Consider the following 15,779-nt stretch of genomic DNA (forward strand, 5'->3'; position numbering starts at 1 on the left):
TGGCCCTAGTCTTGAGTCGTTTCTGGCGTTGCTTCTGTTTCAATGTCTGAATCTGATACATCATCTTCTTCTGGATCTGTGCCATTAAAAGACTCAAGTTGTCTCAAATACGCTTCTGTCACAATAAGTCGGACCACAGGTGTGATGTTGATCATCTGGTTTTTGCTGTCTTCTTCGTAGGATTTACCACGAATGACAATGCCATGACGGCTAAACAACGCCAAAATATCTTTAAAGCGTGTTTCGTTGGGGATTTCTCGTTTTACCAATTGCACAAAACGATCCAAAATCGTGTGAGTATTGGTCGCAACAAAGCCATTATCTACTTCAAAGTTTTCAATTTTCTCTTCATAAATCTGACGAAGCACCAATAGGAACAATGTTTCGTCTGTTTTCAAACGGACAAACGCTTCTTTTTGGATGGGTAATACACCAGCAAGACGCTCATTTTCATTGATGTAAAGTTTCATGCCCAAGGCGTCAAACAAGCGATCAAAGTATTCTTGGTAAGATTCTAAAAGAAGGTAATGCTTTCTTTGTCCGTGTTTATAGGCACTAGCGAATTGATTAGCGATGACGAAATTTGCTGTCTGCTGGAATTCTTGCGCGTCTTTACCGGACTCTTCAACGACTTTTTTTAATTCTCTAAGCATTACGCTTTGCTCCTACGAATCACATTAAATTCGCGACATTCAACGAACTCATGCACATCCAAATACTGATTAGTAAAGTGTATTTCAAATGCGTCTTCTAGTTTTTTGGCGCTAACGCCAAGTGAACCGATATAGCGTAAATGGTCAAAACACACAAAATCTTCAACTGATTCAATCGTGAAATCTAAGATGTGTTTGTTGTTACCAGAAGACATTTGTTTTTCTAGATAGCTTTGCATTTTTGGAATGGTGACTTGTCTAGCTTCATGGAAACGGCGTTGCTGGTCGCGTACTTTGATGGCGTCAGCAGACACTTCGGCAGGCGTCATCACTCGCGGCGGCGGCGGCTCGCGTCTTTTGGTGGGTTGTGCCGCAGAAGCCATTCCGACAAAACGCGCTCCCACCACTTCTTTCAATATGGGTAAATGGTTATATTTTGCGACATCAGTAATGATACCGGCGACTTTGTTTGCCATGCCAGGACGAGAACTGTCCATATATCGAGCGGTGTCTGCGGCACGTTTTTCCAAACGGTATCGATATTCATCAATTCGCTCTAAACGTTGCTCTATGTTGCTGAACGTCTGAATGATATCGCGACAGTCTTTCTCAACCATGGCTTGTGCTTCTGCCATCGTAATAAGCTGCTGATCGACATAGCACTGAGCAACGAGCCCCATAGTGTCAGGATTGGCTAAAAAGTCTTGAGTAAGTTCAAGAATCTGGCGGCGAAAACGAAAAGGGTTATTACTGGTTTTAATGGTTTTGTAGTCGGCAATGAGAATGCCTTCTACAAATAAATCAAAGAATCCCGCAACAATTGCTTTTGGGTCTCGACTCGCAAATAGCTCTCTTTGCAAGCTTCGAATACCAAGGAGTATTTGATTCAAGTGCGCCGAAAACTCTCGAGAAGCCTCTGCGGATTGACGAAGTGTCACTCCGCGCTCTTTTGGCTGCTTTGCGACGGCTTCTAAATTACTGAGGATGCTTAAAACAGTGGCACCATAATTGCGTTTACCGTGACGGCCTATTTCTACTAACGAACGCAGCAACATGGAAATCTGAGGCGTCATTAACACGCTGACACGATACAGCTCTTGCTCTTCAACTAACCAGCCAGTATTGACCAAACGGTGATATATTCTTAATGCGTAATCATGAATGGTTTTTGGTGAGTCGAAAGATTCCTTTTGGTCATCATGCCACGCAAGCGTATCCAATTTATGAAGGGTGTCTTCAATGGATTCTATAATTGTTGACTTGTCTTTTATTGGGTCTTCGGCATGATCGTAAAAAACGTCTGCAAGATCATGTAACACCGCTTCAATTAAGGCTCTATTTGAGCCACTGAGTGCTTGAAAAATCTCATCTGGTAGATGTTTAAATAGCATTAATTCGGCTCCATGAATCAACTAAAAATAATGACATATTTAAACCTTACCCAAATGATTGGCTACAACGGATAGCATGGCTTGCTTTACGGCATCGTCATCGCCAATAGGCGCTAATAATTCTATATGCAAGTCGTCTCTTTGGAGTGTTGCAATTTGCGCAGGAACATCCTGTCTCAAATGGCGGCCAACCGCCAAAAAAAGTGGCAACACAGCGACCGTTCGAACATCATCGCTTAACTCAGCAACCACATCTTCCAATGAAGGAGACGTTAATTCCATATACGCTAAACTTGCATTATCTTCCCCATACGCTGTACTAACTTGATGGTAGAGAGATTCGAAGGGCTGTTTCCAAAGAGGATCAGGACTTCCGTGTGCAAGAAGTATGATGTGATCGTAGTCTTTGCGTAGCATTTTGATACCTAATGTTTCTCGATTCCCCATTTTAGCCATCCTATTTCAGAAAAAGAAGGTGCAGAGTAAAAAACCTTGAAATCTTCTATGCAAATTGTGGGAAAAATCGTTGTAAACGCGAATCCGCGAAGTGATTGATCCTATTTCACTTTTCATACGTAATAATAAAAAGCATTGCAATGCATGAGGTATGTGAATATGAAGGTTTTACTGTCTGGCGCAACCGGTTTTATTGGTCAATCTGTACTTGAAAAGCTATTGGATATGAAGATTGAAATTAGCGCATTGGTAAAAAAGATTGATGGGCGGCTAAATTCGAGCGTAACACAATACACCCTAGAGACATTGGGTCAGCATAGCGAACCGTTTGATGTATTTATTAATTTGGCCGGCGAGAATATTGCCAGCCATCCTTGGACGAATAAGCGTAAAAAAGCACTCTACGATAGTCGTGTTGAATTAACCAAAAAGATTAAAAACGAATTAAAAAACGCCCCTAAACTTGTTATCTCAATGTCAGCGGTTGGCTATTATGGTGTAGCGCGAGATGGTGTTTTTTATGAGAGCACGCCGCCTAAAATGGGATTTTGTCACGACCTTTGTGCTGCATGGGAAATGTCCGCAAAGGCATTTACTCAAGACCAGACTCGCGTGGTCATTTTCCGGCTAGGAGTTGTATTGGGTTCTGGCGGAGCATTAAAAAAAATGCGCTGGCCTTTTTTAAGTGGATTGGGTGGCCCTATTGCTGGCGGTAAACAGTGGTTTTCATGGGTTCATATTGACGATGTTGTTAGGGCGATTCTTCAAGCGATGAGCGATGAAAATTATGTTGGTACGTATAATTTGGTCGCGCCAGACTTGATCGAGCAAGGGGATTTTGCACGCCGTTATGCCGCATCATTAAATCGTCCTGCGGTATTGACCACACCAAAGTGGATGCTGAATGTTTTATTTGGGGAAATGGCGAGCTTACTGACAGAGGGCGCTAAGATCATACCACAAAGGCTAGAAAAACAAGGTTTTACATTTCAATATAAGAAAATAGATGAGGCGTTAAAAGACATTGAAAGCAGGCATTAAGGGGCTTAACGTTTTTTCTTTAAGACAGGTAAACCTTTGTCATCGTTTAAAGTATTTGTGCATTTTGGATACGTAATACAACCCCAAAAGTAACCGTTTTTGCTTTTTTTCCTGACCAAATAATGCCCGCAAGCACGGCACGGGTATTTTTTTGTACTAGAGGGGATGCCATTATCGTCTTCTACCGTTACTTTACATTCAGGGTAATTTGAACACCCCCAAAAAACGTTCTCTTTAAAGGTTTTTTTTCTTAATGGCGCCTGGCAAGCAGGACAAAGATAGCGCTTCGCTCGAACGGGCTTGCCAGATTCATCGTTGGCGGTGTAATTGCAAACTGGGTAGGATTCACAGCCCCAAAATTCGCCATTAGCCCCTTCTTTTAACACCAATAAGCTCTCACATTTCGGGCAACGATAACGGACTTTTGCGGATTTAATATGAGCATCGCCCTGCTCTAAGAATTCCTGCTCCCAGTTGCTGGAAGCAGGTGTTAAGTTCTTAGCGTCTTTTTCCGACATGCAGTGTTACTCTTTATCTTTATAGCAAAGCGCACTGTCTTCTTTGCACTCTTCACTCATTAGGCTTTTGATTTTCGAAGCGCCTTTTCTCGCACCTTCTGCCGTCGCAGTACCTGCGTCCTTCATTTTGTCCCAAACAATAGTCCCCGTTTCTTTGGCATTCTTCGAGGCCTTGTAACCAAAATCGGAAGCTTTTCCGCCTATTTCTGAGGCTTTGTCTGAGGTGTTTTCAAACATTTCAGAGGTGGCCGTTTTGGTCTTTTCCCACATTTCAGACGCACTGCTTTTGGCTTTGTCTATAGTACTTTCATCTGCTTGAGCCAAAGAGGAAATGAGAATTAGGGTGCCAAAAATTGCTTTAATGTAATGCTTCATACGGCTTCTTTATCTCGCTGTGTCGAAAGATTTAATAAATCAATAAGTTCAGCAATATTGCTGAGACTTTTAAGTTGCGGGTAACATAACAGCGTTTCATCAGAAACCTGTTCATGGTCCCACGTACTATGATAAGGAATGTGTATCGCCTTGGCGCCGAGATCTAGCACCGGCAATACATCAGATTTCAAAGAATTACCAATCATTAAAAATTGTTCAGTGGGTATGTTGTGGCGCTGAAGTAACTGCTGATAAACGTCAGCCGTTTTGTCACTGACTATTTCTATTACATCAAAATAATCGACTATGCCCGAACGAGCCAGTTTACTTTCTTGATCAAGTAAATCGCCTTTTGTAATCACCATTAATTGAGCGTTGCCTTTTAATTCAGACAACACTTTTTTTACATTAGGCAGTAATTCAATGGGCGACGCCAACATACATTTAGCTAGCTGTATAATTTCATGTATTTCGTTTCCTGACACTCTGCCTTCGGTTAATTCAATGGCGGTCTCTATCATGGACAAAGTAAACCCTTTGATGCCATAACCAAAATGTTCTAAATTCTTGATTTGAATTTCATTGAGATGAGAACGGATAAAAGATTCATCATGATACGGTAGCAATAAATTAATGAATTCATCTTGAGCATGAACAAAAAGATCCTCATTGCGCCAAAGTGTGTCGTCGGCATCAAAGGCGATGGTGTGGAATTGAGTGCTTTTTAACGTCATGTTAGTTCCATTGCTTGGTATTTTGCTCAATCAAATCGATATAGAGCGCCACATGGTCTGGTGTGTCATTCAACGCGGGGATGTAATCAAAAGCCACACCGCCATTTGCCTTAAATTCATCGCCCAATTCCAATGTCACTTCTTCTAACGTTTCTATGCAGTCAATAGAAAATGCAGGGCTAATCACGTTGATTTTTTTTATGCCCATTGACGGCAACGCCCTTAATGTAGCATCGGCATAGGGTTGCAACCACTCTTCACGACCAAAGCGAGACTGATAAACGTGAGTCCACTCTTGATCACTTAACTCAAGTGTTTCTGCCACAAGCCGGCTCGTGGTTTCACATCGACGTGCGTAAGGGTCGCCATTGGTAACGTATCGCTTAGGAATGCCATGATAAGACAAAACCAAATGACGCCTTTCACCTTGTTTGTCCCATTGTGCTCGAATGGAATTTGCTAACGCTTTAATGTACAGCGAATGATCGGCGTAATCGTGCATTAACTGTAATGCAGGCCAGTGAGGACACTTTTTAAGTGATTTCATTAATCTGTCGTACGCCGCAGCTGTCGTGGAAGCCGAGAACTGCGGGTACATTGGAATGACAACAATATTTTGAACGCCCTGTTCTCTTAACTTATCTGCTGCGGATTCAATACTAGGGTTTCCATACGTCATAGCAAGCTCAACAGGAATGTCTTTTCCATGTTTATGAGAAAGTGCATTTTTTACATTATCTTTTAAGCGATTACTCAACACCAGCAAAGGTGAGCCTTCATCCATCCAGACTTGCTGATAAATCTTGGCGACCTTGGGTGGTCGTATGGTTAAAATAATGAGGTTTAAAATCGGCTTCCATAAAAGTGGATTTAAATCGACTACACGAGGGTCGGAAAGAAACTCTCTAAGATAGCGGCGAACTTCAGGCGCATTCGGTGCATCCGGCGTGCCCAAGTTGATCATCAATACACCGTAGTTACTCGTGTTTTTCATGTTTTACCTTGTTAGTTGAACGCTTAATTCATTATAGGCTTTTAAAGTGGGGGCAATAATGAAAATACCAAGCTATTTCGTCTCAATTCTGTGTTGTTTTGTACCCACTTGAAATAGCGTGATTATGAAATAGTGGGAGAAACGTTAAGGTGTTTGCTTGTTGCTAATGCGCACTATGAAACCCAAAATCGGATGATTGAGCAGAGGATGAAAATCATCACGCTGATGGATAAAACACGCTTATCTAATGTATTACCTCGGTTACGACAAAGCCAATAAAACACAAAGTGGCTTATCGACAGGATAACCATTAAGGGCAAATGTACCGCGCCAGCGAAGCCAGAAAGCTCCATAGAATTGAAGGTTTGAGCTGGGTAAATAAATCCTACCAATGCAGAAATAGACGCAAAGACAACTAACCCACTGCTCGTACCTTGGCTTTTTCTTTCATCAGTTTGAGTGAGCATACATAAACTTTCACTGAGTGTCCGTCCGCAATTTCCAGACACAAGAGACACCACCCCAATTAAAATACCAGTCGGCATAAACGCATACTTACTAAGCTGAAATTTTGAAATCTTTAGCGTTTTTGGTTTTGGCAGAATGTTTATAATCGCCAATATGGCCATCACACTGAAGGCAACTTTGAACGTTAAGAAATTGGTTAAAGACAGCGTCTGAGCACCAATAACGCCGCCCATGGCAATTCCTGGTGCAAAATGGATTAGGTTATTCGAGTCTACTTGGCCTACTTTCATAGCCTGTATCCATGCGAAAAGATGCACAGGAACAAAAGCACAAATGCAAGTTGCGACAATGGGCAAGACCGATTTTTCTAATGATAAATTGAATACAGGTAAAAAAAAGTACAGCGTTGGAATTGCAACAAGCGTTGGTGCAATCCTGATGATAGATGTAATTGAGCCTGTTGCCGCCCCAATAAACGCAAACAATAAGGCTAATTCAAATGATGGCATAGTGTTAAAAACCTAAAAAGTAGCAGTAAAATAAAAAAGCAGGCCAAGCCTGCTTTTTTATGAAACGAATACGTTAAGTTAACGGTTATTCGCGATAAACCACGCTACGAATTCGTTCTTGAATCAAGGATGCTAATTTGTCTGGTTGAAACTTGGAAAGAAAATCATCACAACCCACTTTTTGTACCATGGCTTTGTTAAAGCTACCACTAAGCGAGGTATGAAGAACGATGTAAAGGTCTTTCAGTCTCGGATCTTCGCGTACTTCTCTTGTCAAACGATAACCATCCATTTCAGGCATTTCGGCATCGGTTATCATCATCAATAATTTTTCAGGGACGTGATCGCCTTTATCGGCCCATTGTTTTAGCTTCTCTAAGCCACGCTTACCGTTACCCGCTTCATGAACGGTTATACCTAAGAAGTCCAAGGTGGAGCGACATTGAGCCAACGCAACAGATGAATCGTCTACGATTAACACTTCTAAGCCTTTGGCAAGAGACAACAAATCTTTATCAATAACATCATCGCTGATCGTACCGTCATACGGTGAAATTTCCGCTAAGATTTTTTCCACGTCGATAATTTCGACAATACGTTCGCTGACACGGGTGATCGCAGTCAAATAATGCTGACGCCCAGCTCCTTCTGGCGGTGGTAATATTTCATTCCAGTTCATGTTGATGATGCGATCTACTTCACCAACCATAAACCCCTGAATGGTGTTGTTGTATTCTGTTACAATTAAGTTACAAGGTTTGGTGCGATCAATGGGCTTCATGCCAATGGATTCGGATAAGTCGATAACGGGAATGGTTCTGCCTCTAAAATGAGTTACACCCGCTACAGATGGGTGTCTATGAGGCATTTGATTCAATTTTGGCAGTTGCACTACCTCTTGAACTTTAAACACATTGATTGCAAACATTTGCATACCACTAAGACGGAACATCAGTAGTTCCAAACGGTTTTCACCTACTAACTTGGTTCTCTGGTCTACAGCGTCTAACATGCTTGCCATATATTACTCCAAACATTTTAAAAATTAAGGCTTTAATCCATTTTAGCCATGATATTGTATCCGACTAAACGTTACAGTATTTTTTTGTGTTTACTCTTCTTGCAAGGACCTTTATGAAGAATAATGATGTACTTTTTTGCCGTAAAGCTGTGGTCAATCAACTCTCAGAAACAATAGCTTACTACATACTGCATCCAAGTAGCGTAACAAAAGGACAAGATTCAGATTTTTTAAGCGCCCTCTTTGTTGATGTTAATCTTACCGAAATAACACAGCAAAAAACCATTTTTTTTGAAAGTAACTTAGATGAGCTTAGTTCTTTGCCGCTGCAGAGCAATATTAACATGGTTGTTTTTTTAAATGGTGCTGAAATATCAGAAGCAGATTTTGATGCGCTATCTGATTTTCGCCTTCAAGGTTATCAATTGGGTATTATAAACCCAGACCCAAATAATTATTCTGCCGCACTGCTTGGAACTTTTTCTCATGCACTCTTTGCCTTAGACTGCTTGTCGATGGAACAAACCATTACATTGGTAGAAGACCCGCTCATTGCGTCAAAAAACATTTGGGTCAATAAAATAGAAAAAGAGGCGCAATTTACACAATTACAACAAGTCTTACCCAATGCACACTTTAGTGGCAATTTTATAAATCGAATCACCTCGGTCAAAGGCAAACGAATATTGGCCTACAAAGCCATTTTAATTGATTTATTGGTTGCGCTGAATGACCGTGAATCCTCTCCTCGTATATTGGCCGATTACATAGAGTGCGATCCCACTCTGACGTATCGAATTATCAAACTCACCCATACCGCGCGCTATCGAAGCCAATTTAATGTGTCTAATGCGCAGCGAGCGATTGAAATAATTGGCATAAGAGATTTGATTAAATGGGTCGGTTTAGTGATGCTGAGCAGTGTGTCTGGGAAACCAGATTGTTTATTCTCTATGGCGGTGTCTCGTGCCTGTTTTTGCCAAAGCCTCTCTGCTGCATTATTTCCAAAGTTAGAAGGTGCATTCCTAGTCGGACTTTTTTCCTACTTGCCTTATTTTCTTGATGAAGAGTTGCCAACACTGTTAAAAGAGCTACCGCTGGATGACAATATCAAATCTGCCTTATTAGTGCGCAAAGGCAATTTGGGTGGCATTTTGAAAATAGTGGAAGCTTATGAAGCAGGTCGTTGGGAAAACATTCCATTCGATCAACTTGTACTCAAGGAATTGTCTAAAGAGTCTCTTAAAGAATTGTATATAGAGAGTTTAAAAGACGCTCGAGAAATGGGAACGTTATGATTGATATTGGTGTAAATATAAACCACCGTTTTTTGCTTGATGATATGGTTAAAACCTTGAGTGAGATGCAAGAAAATAATGTGAATGGCATGATATGCATCGCATCTGACTTAGATGAGAGCAAGCAAGTTCAAGGGTTGAGTCAAATATACCCAAACGTTTGGAATACCTTGGGTTGCCACCCTCACCAAGCAAAATCATGGACGTCTGACAGTCAGTCTCAATTATCCGCACTCATTCATGGCGAAAGACCTGTGGCAATAGGTGAAATGGGATTGGATTTCAATCGTAATTACTCAACACCCGATGAACAGCGCCATGCCTTTCGCGAACAACTCGAATTAGCGTCCGAGCATAAATTACCCCTTTACCTCCATGAAAGAGACGCGCACAAAGAAATGCTTGAGACGCTCAAGCAGTATCCCGAGTTGGCACATAAGTCTGTGATTCACTGTTTTACAGGAAGCAAGGAAGCGCTAGATAATTACTTAGCACTTGGCTTGTATATTGGCATTACTGGCTGGGTGTGTGATGAACGTCGAGGCGGTGATTTACAAGACGCGATTCCTCATATTCCATTAGATAGAATTCTATTAGAAACTGATGCCCCGTTTTTGTTGCCTAGAAATATCCGACCGAGACCCAAAAAGAATCATCCGAAATATTTACCCTGGATAGCGGAAGAAGTGGCTCGATTGAAAGGCATTCCTCTTCAAACCTTGATTCAAGCGACAATGAACAATACGGAAACGGTTTTTGGGATCCGCGCATAATATTGATTAGTTAAAGTAAGGATATTTGCTGAGAAAGCAAGCTGGCCATATTGGTTTTAAAGAACGGTAAAATGCTGTCTGCGATAGGTTCAATTTGTTTTTCTATATAATGTTCGTAATCCAAATCAACTAAGTTGTTTTCACCCTCATAAGGCACGACACCAGAGCGCTGATAGACATAATAAACACGCTTTCGACCTTTGTTGTATTCTAAGGGCAAACCTTGCTCAGCCCTTTTTTGATCAATGATTGCCGCCGCTCTCACATGAGGCGGTTTGTTTTTTGTATAAGACGACAAAGGCCTACTTAACTGCTTGCTGTACACCAATTGATTGTCATAGTAACCAGATCGAAGTTTATCTATTGTGTCTTGAATGAAGGCCACAGGGTTTTCATCATTAAAGATTTTTTCAAACAGCGTACGTTGAAATTGCCTAGCAAGCGGAGTCCAATCTGTGCGAGCGGCTTCAAGCCCTTTAAAAATTAATTTCCCTTGAGACTTGCCAGCATAGCGCTTTTTACTGCCTTCTTCTTGGCCGCGTATTGTTGGCATAAAGAAACGTTCGTAAACCTGCTCAAACTCTAACTCTAAATGGGATTCAAGTTGAGCATACTTAAGGCACCACTGTGACAAGCAATCGTTGATCTGCTGGCATAGCCATAAACCTTGTTCTTTTGGATCAAGGTTCGTGTCGCTTAAAGTGACAAAAAGAGAATCAGTGTCTCCGTAAATGACCTTAGCCCCCCTTTCTTCCATCCAGGTTTTTGTTCTTCCAAGTAATTCATGACCCCGCATGGTAATGGAACTGGCTAATTCGGCATGATAAAAGCGGCAGACATTGGACCCTAAAACACCATAAAAAGAGTTCATGATGATTTTAATGGCGTAACTCAATATGTCATTGCCCTCTTTTTTTGCGGTCTCCCTTGCTTGAGCGAGCTCAGTAATGAGTTCAGGTAATATTGCATTTTTTCTGTCGAAATGAGCACCGAGAAAACCTGGCACTAAGTCAGGGTCTATCGTGGTTGTTTTTAGTTGTTTGTGTGTCGCACAGACTCTTGCTAAAGGGTCAATATGAAAGGTACGGATGATACTGGGATAGAGGCTTTTGAAGTCGAAAACGAGAACATTTTTATACAAACCGGGTATTGATGACATAACAAAACCGCCAGGGCTCGCAACAAAGTCGTCATCCGTCCAAGCGGGGGCAACCCAACCAGCCGCGTGTAATCTGGGTAAATATAAGTTTTCAAAGGCCGCCACGGAGCCACCAGTTTGTTCAAATGGGATGCCTGTTAAATCCACTCGGGTTTGCTGCAATTGGATCAGCTTAAGCTTAGCAAAAATACGCATAACAAGGTCGCAGTCTTGAAGGTTGTACGCCACAAAAGCCGCTAAATCTTCCCGATGCAATCTTTCTATTTCTTGCCATCGCTCGCTGCCATGAAGGAGCTTTCCATCATCTAGAATTTCTTTGCTGACATTATTTAGGCTAAATGATTCAAAGTGATAACCACCTACTTTTAATAAAGTGATGCCATCTAACGCCACTCGACCAGGGATGCTAGCAAAATATTGTCCTTGATTATCGGATGAACGAATATTCCAGTTTTCGCCGTTCACACCAAACGCTGGTTTAATCCCCAGAATCTGGCAACGCTGATCAATAAACTGCAAATCGAATCCAATAAGATTCCAACCAATAAAAATGTCTGGAGAATGCTTTTTGACGTAGCGAATAAATGCAAGCAATAAGCTTTTTTCATCCTTGAAAGGCTCAACAATCTCAGGTGTGTCCTCCTGATCTGTCACCACAAATGCAATACGTTGTTCAGCACTGGTAATACCAATTGAAAGCAAGGTATTGGTGGAGACTGACGTTTCTATGTCTAACGACCAAACATTCCATTCAGGTTGCCAATCGCCGGCGATAATACGAGCTTGACGAAAGGTTTGATTGCCCGCATCGGGAACACCAATAAAGCGTACGGCGCCACGAATATTACGCTCCATCAAATATCGATTGTGCGCTTTAATATCTTCTTCGAAAACACAATAGCCGCCTCGTTTTACTAAGCGGATCATTTGCTGGTGGAGTGTCAAACTGCTACTTTGTATTAATATAACAGGACGGTTTTCGAAAGACCTGAACGTAGTGGGCGCTAATATTACGCCTTTGAAGTGATTCGGAAGGCTCTCGATCGGAGCGTCTGTAAAAAACACACTGAGTTGTCTATCGGGTAGAACTTTTACTGTTCCTTCCGGCGTTTTTATAAACAGGCTCATTTCGATCTGGCCGCCAACGTCACGGGTATGGCGGCTGACAATATAGCCTTGCTTTTCTACAAACATTTAAACAGCCCAGTGTATTTTAAAGTGCTAACTATAAACCACGCAATAACAGCATAGGCGGCACTTTTAACACAGTTCTACTGGCAAATATACCGATGGTTGAAATAACGCAAACGCCAATTAATGGTCCAAACAACCACAGCAACGGGTGAAAACTTGCGTCAGCATTGAATACAAACACCTGTAAGCCATACAAACACATTTCAGCGCCTATCGCCGCGATAAGGCCAGAAAAGAATCCCAATGCACCAAATTCGACAAATAATGCCTGCCTTACTAGCGAACTTTTTGCGCCTAAGACTCTCAGTAATGCGCCCTCTTCTAATCGCTCTTCTAAAGTAGACCGTACACTGGCCAGTAACACCAGCGCGCCGGCACTCAAAATACAGAACAAAACCAGTTGAATGGCTTGAGACAACTGGCCAATGATGGACTGAATCTGTTTGAGAATGTCACCAACATTAAGAATCGATACGGTTGGAAATTGAGACATCGCTTTATAGAATGGTTGCGCTGAAGCATCATCAATGAACAAGCTGCTCACAAAGTTGGCAGGGTAATTCTCCAGTGCACTTTTAGGCAAGATTAGATAAAAGTTGGGCTGCATCGACCCCCAATCAACCGTTCGTACCGACGTGATAGGCAAGGTCATGATATTGCCGCCAATGTTAAGAGTTAATTGGTCGCCAAGAGTGAGTTTTGCTTCTTTAGCGACGCGCTGTTCAATGGACAAACCCTGCGCTGAAAAATCACCTGAAACGAGTTCGTTCCCTTTTCCAAGAGTGTCTGACCAGGTTAAATTCAGTTCTCGCTCATACAGTTCAGGCTCGCCTTTATCATCTGGATACAAACTTTGTACGGTGACACCATTCGCTGCAGTTACTCGGCCACGCACCATAGGAAACCAATCGGACGTTTGTACATTGAGCTTGTGTGTCTCGTTATTAATCTGCTCTATTTGGTTTGCTTGCACGTTAAATAAATAATGATTGGGTGCGTTTTCGGGTAATTGTTGTTGCCAATCTGCAATCAAACTCGACTTTACGCCGATGAGAATCAGGGTCAGCATGATGATTAAAGTAAAAACCAACAGCTGAAACAAATTCGGAACCAACCTTCTGTATAAAGAAGCGAGACCAATTTGCCAGCCACTGGTAGCGCCAGACGTTAATGAGCGCCCAAGCTTAAACGCAAGCCAGCCCATACCAGCAACGAGCAGTGCTATGCCGAAAATTGCCGCCGTCATAATACTTGGCAGTAAAAAACCATTGGTATAGACACACATCAACCCATACAAACCAATAAAGCCAATCAAATAAATGACAAAAGTGTTTAATTCCACTTTTGCATTGGGCTGGAGAACAGACAAGGGTGATATTTTAGTCAAATGAGATATAAGAGGCAGGCAAAAAACCAACATGGAAATTAGCCCTGTTGTTGCTCCCAACCATAAGCGGCTCACCGATGGCTCAGGCAACGTTGTCGACATTAAGCCTGAAAGTAAAGAGGCAATAATTTCTTGTATTCCCCACCCTATTACTAGCCCGATGACCGCTCCCGCCACAAATAATGTCAAAAGCTGCTGTAGGAACATCTTTCCTAACAGTTGAGGCGTTGCTCCCAGTGTTTTTAAAATCGCGACTTGCATAAGGTGACGCTTTACAAATCGAGCTGAGGCAAGCGCCATGGCGACGCCCGACATAACAACAGCCAAGGTTCCTGCGAGCAGCAAAAAGGATTCTGCGCGTCCAATGGTATCGCCAATGCGTTCGCCACGCTGCGTAGGTGTCTGCCAGCGCTGCCCTTCATTTAATTGAGGCATAACCCAAGCTTCATATTGATCTAGAATCGATTTTTCACCAGCAAGTAGCAGCGAATAGCGAACTCGACTGCCCGGAATGATCACATTAGTCGCCGCTAGATCCACCATATTCATAACGGCGCGAGGTGAAATTGCAAAGGCAGACGTGCTTGACCCAGGGTCTCGAACTAAGTATTTCATGACCGTTAGCGTTACATCGCCGACTTCAATTTGATCCCCAATCGTTACGTTTAGCAAGCTGGCAAGGCGAGAGGAAACCCATATTTCGCCTTGTACTGGCATACCGGTCGACGCGCTTCCAGTACCGAATAGAGTGTCATCAATGAGATAAGCGCCTTTAAGAGGGTAGCCTTCACTTACCGCACTTAACTGTGATAATTGAAGAGAATCACCTGCGAACATCATAGTCGTAAATGAGGTTCTTTGAGCGTGCTTTAGGCCTAAATCGTCCGCCTTTGTTTGCCATATATTTGGGATAGCGTCATCTGAGCGGATCAATCGATCTGCAGCTAATAAGTTAGCAGATTCTTGTTCAAACGAAAGTTGTAAGCGATCAATAAATAAGCCAATCGACGTCACTGTACTAACGGAAATAATCAATGCCAAAAGAAGTGTCAGCAAATCTCCGCTTCGAAGGTCTCTTAACATTAAGCGATAGGTAAAACTCATAGGGATTTTTCCGTTAATTGGCCTGAAGACATGATCAATTGACGATCGCACATTTTAGCGAGGTCATTGTCATGGGTCACCATAACTAACGTTGTTCCTTGAGACTGATTAAGCTCGAACAACAGCTTAATGATTAAATTACCATTGTCTTCATCAAGGTTCCCTGTAGGCTCATCTGCAAACAGTACCTTAGGATCAGAAGCGAACGCTCGAGCAATCGCAACTCGTTGTTGCTCTCCACCTGAAAGCTGATTTGGATAATGCGTTAAGCGGTGTGATAAACCCACTTTTTCAAGCAGTGCTTCGGCTTTTTGTCTTGCCTTTTTGTCCCCTTTTAGTTCAGCAGGTAACATCACATTTTCGATGGCTTGAAGACTGGGCAGTAGATGAAAAGATTGAAATACAAAACCTACGTATTGACCGCGCGCCAATGCCCTTTGCTCTTCCGTCTGACTTGAAAAAGGATTGCCATAAAGGACAATTTCACCCGAAGTATTGACGTCTAATCCAGCGAGCAAACCGAGTAAAGTGGATTTCCCTGAACCAGATGCCCCGACGATGGCGACCGATTCACTTTCCTTGATTTCCATATTTATTCCTTTCAATATGGTTAAATCCCCTGTATTCGAAGTCACGGTGTGAGTTAAGTTAGTTACTTTAATCGCGGTGTTTCTTGACATAGTGATTCACTCTAAAAGGTTTGA

General features: G+C 42.3%; 15 protein-coding genes. 3 read left to right on the forward strand and 12 right to left on the reverse strand.

The window, feature by feature from the left end; translation table 11 throughout:
- Window positions 1-5 precede the first annotated feature (5 nt).
- The 3 genes from D104_RS35555 to D104_RS35565 are packed head-to-tail and all read right to left on the reverse strand — an operon-like array spanning window position 6 to window position 2,491.
- Window positions 6-653 (reverse strand): DUF4194 domain-containing protein, encoded by a 648-nt coding sequence (locus tag D104_RS35555; RefSeq protein ID WP_024025451.1) that lies wholly within the window; start codon window positions 651-653, stop codon window positions 6-8.
- Complete coding sequence (locus D104_RS35560; RefSeq protein WP_024025452.1) at window positions 653-2,044, reverse strand: Wadjet anti-phage system protein JetA family protein; 1,392 nt, start codon at window positions 2,042-2,044, stop codon at window positions 653-655. Before D104_RS35560 ends, D104_RS35555 begins: the two co-directional genes overlap by 1 nt.
- Before the next feature lie 39 nt (window positions 2,045-2,083).
- On the reverse strand, window positions 2,084-2,491 hold the full coding sequence (locus D104_RS35565; protein ID WP_024025453.1) for a sirohydrochlorin chelatase: 408 nt from the start codon (window positions 2,489-2,491) through the stop codon (window positions 2,084-2,086).
- 168 nt (window positions 2,492-2,659) lie between these two features.
- Between D104_RS35565 and D104_RS35570 the strand changes: the two genes are divergently transcribed.
- The gene (locus D104_RS35570) at window positions 2,660-3,541 is read left to right on the forward strand and encodes a TIGR01777 family oxidoreductase (RefSeq protein WP_024025454.1); all 882 of its coding nucleotides are present in this window, start codon (window positions 2,660-2,662) and stop codon (window positions 3,539-3,541) included.
- A gap of 5 nt (window positions 3,542-3,546) precedes the next feature.
- On the opposite strand, the gene D104_RS35575 is transcribed toward D104_RS35570, so the two are convergent.
- From D104_RS35575 to D104_RS35595, 6 genes are all read right to left on the reverse strand, one after another.
- Entirely contained in the window at window positions 3,547-4,059 is a 513-nt protein-coding gene (locus tag D104_RS35575) for a DNA topoisomerase family protein (protein WP_024025455.1), read from the reverse strand.
- Window positions 4,060-4,065: 6 nt separating this feature from the next.
- Complete coding sequence (locus D104_RS35580; RefSeq protein ID WP_024025456.1) at window positions 4,066-4,434, reverse strand: hypothetical protein; 369 nt, start codon at window positions 4,432-4,434, stop codon at window positions 4,066-4,068.
- Complete coding sequence (locus tag D104_RS35585; protein WP_024025457.1) at window positions 4,431-5,168, reverse strand: HAD family hydrolase; 738 nt, start codon at window positions 5,166-5,168, stop codon at window positions 4,431-4,433. The genes D104_RS35580 and D104_RS35585 overlap by 4 nt, the downstream gene beginning before the upstream one ends.
- A gap of 1 nt (window position 5,169) precedes the next feature.
- Window positions 5,170-6,162, reverse strand: a complete 993-nt coding sequence (hemH, locus tag D104_RS35590; protein ID WP_024025458.1) for a ferrochelatase — start codon at window positions 6,160-6,162, stop codon at window positions 5,170-5,172.
- 173 nt (window positions 6,163-6,335) lie between these two features.
- Window positions 6,336-7,139: a sulfite exporter TauE/SafE family protein gene (locus tag D104_RS0119150; protein ID WP_024025459.1), complete on the reverse strand. Its 804-nt coding sequence runs from the start codon at window positions 7,137-7,139 to the stop codon at window positions 6,336-6,338.
- A gap of 85 nt (window positions 7,140-7,224) precedes the next feature.
- Window positions 7,225-8,160, reverse strand: a complete 936-nt coding sequence (locus tag D104_RS35595) for a chemotaxis protein CheV (RefSeq protein ID WP_024025460.1) — start codon at window positions 8,158-8,160, stop codon at window positions 7,225-7,227.
- Between the two features lie 113 nt (window positions 8,161-8,273).
- On the opposite strand from D104_RS35595, the gene D104_RS35600 reads away from it, so the two are divergent.
- Window positions 8,274-9,458, forward strand: coding sequence for an EAL and HDOD domain-containing protein (locus tag D104_RS35600; RefSeq protein ID WP_024025461.1), 1,185 nt, complete (start codon window positions 8,274-8,276; stop codon window positions 9,456-9,458).
- Window positions 9,455-10,231, forward strand: a complete 777-nt coding sequence (locus D104_RS35605; protein WP_024025462.1) for a TatD family hydrolase — start codon at window positions 9,455-9,457, stop codon at window positions 10,229-10,231. The genes D104_RS35600 and D104_RS35605 overlap by 4 nt, the downstream gene beginning before the upstream one ends.
- Window positions 10,232-10,241: 10 nt before the next feature.
- Here the strand turns inward: D104_RS35605 and D104_RS35610 are convergent, their stop codons facing one another.
- The 3 genes from D104_RS35610 to D104_RS35620 are packed head-to-tail and all read right to left on the reverse strand — an operon-like array spanning window position 10,242 to window position 15,755.
- Window positions 10,242-12,584 (reverse strand): DNA polymerase II, encoded by a 2,343-nt coding sequence (locus D104_RS35610; protein ID WP_024025463.1) that lies wholly within the window; start codon window positions 12,582-12,584, stop codon window positions 10,242-10,244.
- A 31-nt stretch (window positions 12,585-12,615) separates the two neighbouring features.
- A complete protein-coding gene (locus D104_RS35615) occupies window positions 12,616-15,075 on the reverse strand; it encodes an ABC transporter permease (RefSeq protein WP_024025464.1) in 2,460 nt (819 codons plus the stop codon).
- Window positions 15,072-15,755: an ABC transporter ATP-binding protein gene (locus D104_RS35620; RefSeq protein WP_024025465.1), complete on the reverse strand. Its 684-nt coding sequence runs from the start codon at window positions 15,753-15,755 to the stop codon at window positions 15,072-15,074. The genes D104_RS35615 and D104_RS35620 overlap by 4 nt, the downstream gene beginning before the upstream one ends.
- Between the last annotated feature and the right edge of the window lie 24 nt (window positions 15,756-15,779).

The sequence above is a fragment of the Marinomonas profundimaris genome, assembly GCF_000508165.1.
In the GTDB taxonomy this organism is placed as follows: Bacteria; Pseudomonadota; Gammaproteobacteria; order Pseudomonadales; family Marinomonadaceae; genus Marinomonas; species Marinomonas profundimaris.

Bases quoted from the DNA above. Each gene is read 5' to 3' on its own strand.
- D104_RS35555 (WP_024025451.1), bottom strand. From the start codon at position 653: ATGCTTAGAGAATTAAAAAAAGTCGTTGAAGAGTCCGGTAAAGACGCG.
- D104_RS35560 (WP_024025452.1), bottom strand. From the start codon at position 2,044: ATGCTATTTAAACATCTACCAGATGAGATTTTTCAAGCACTCAGTGGC.
- D104_RS35565 (WP_024025453.1), bottom strand. From the start codon at position 2,491: ATGGGGAATCGAGAAACATTAGGTATCAAAATGCTACGCAAAGACTAC.
- D104_RS35570 (WP_024025454.1), top strand. From the start codon at position 2,660: ATGAAGGTTTTACTGTCTGGCGCAACCGGTTTTATTGGTCAATCTGTA.
- D104_RS35575 (WP_024025455.1), bottom strand. From the start codon at position 4,059: ATGTCGGAAAAAGACGCTAAGAACTTAACACCTGCTTCCAGCAACTGG.
- D104_RS35580 (WP_024025456.1), bottom strand. From the start codon at position 4,434: ATGAAGCATTACATTAAAGCAATTTTTGGCACCCTAATTCTCATTTCC.
- D104_RS35585 (WP_024025457.1), bottom strand. From the start codon at position 5,168: ATGACGTTAAAAAGCACTCAATTCCACACCATCGCCTTTGATGCCGAC.
- hemH (WP_024025458.1), bottom strand. From the start codon at position 6,162: ATGAAAAACACGAGTAACTACGGTGTATTGATGATCAACTTGGGCACG.
- D104_RS0119150 (WP_024025459.1), bottom strand. From the start codon at position 7,139: ATGCCATCATTTGAATTAGCCTTATTGTTTGCGTTTATTGGGGCGGCA.
- D104_RS35595 (WP_024025460.1), bottom strand. From the start codon at position 8,160: ATGGCAAGCATGTTAGACGCTGTAGACCAGAGAACCAAGTTAGTAGGT.
- D104_RS35600 (WP_024025461.1), top strand. From the start codon at position 8,274: ATGAAGAATAATGATGTACTTTTTTGCCGTAAAGCTGTGGTCAATCAA.
- D104_RS35605 (WP_024025462.1), top strand. From the start codon at position 9,455: ATGATTGATATTGGTGTAAATATAAACCACCGTTTTTTGCTTGATGAT.
- D104_RS35610 (WP_024025463.1), bottom strand. From the start codon at position 12,584: ATGTTTGTAGAAAAGCAAGGCTATATTGTCAGCCGCCATACCCGTGAC.
- D104_RS35615 (WP_024025464.1), bottom strand. From the start codon at position 15,075: ATGAGTTTTACCTATCGCTTAATGTTAAGAGACCTTCGAAGCGGAGAT.
- D104_RS35620 (WP_024025465.1), bottom strand. From the start codon at position 15,755: ATGTCAAGAAACACCGCGATTAAAGTAACTAACTTAACTCACACCGTG.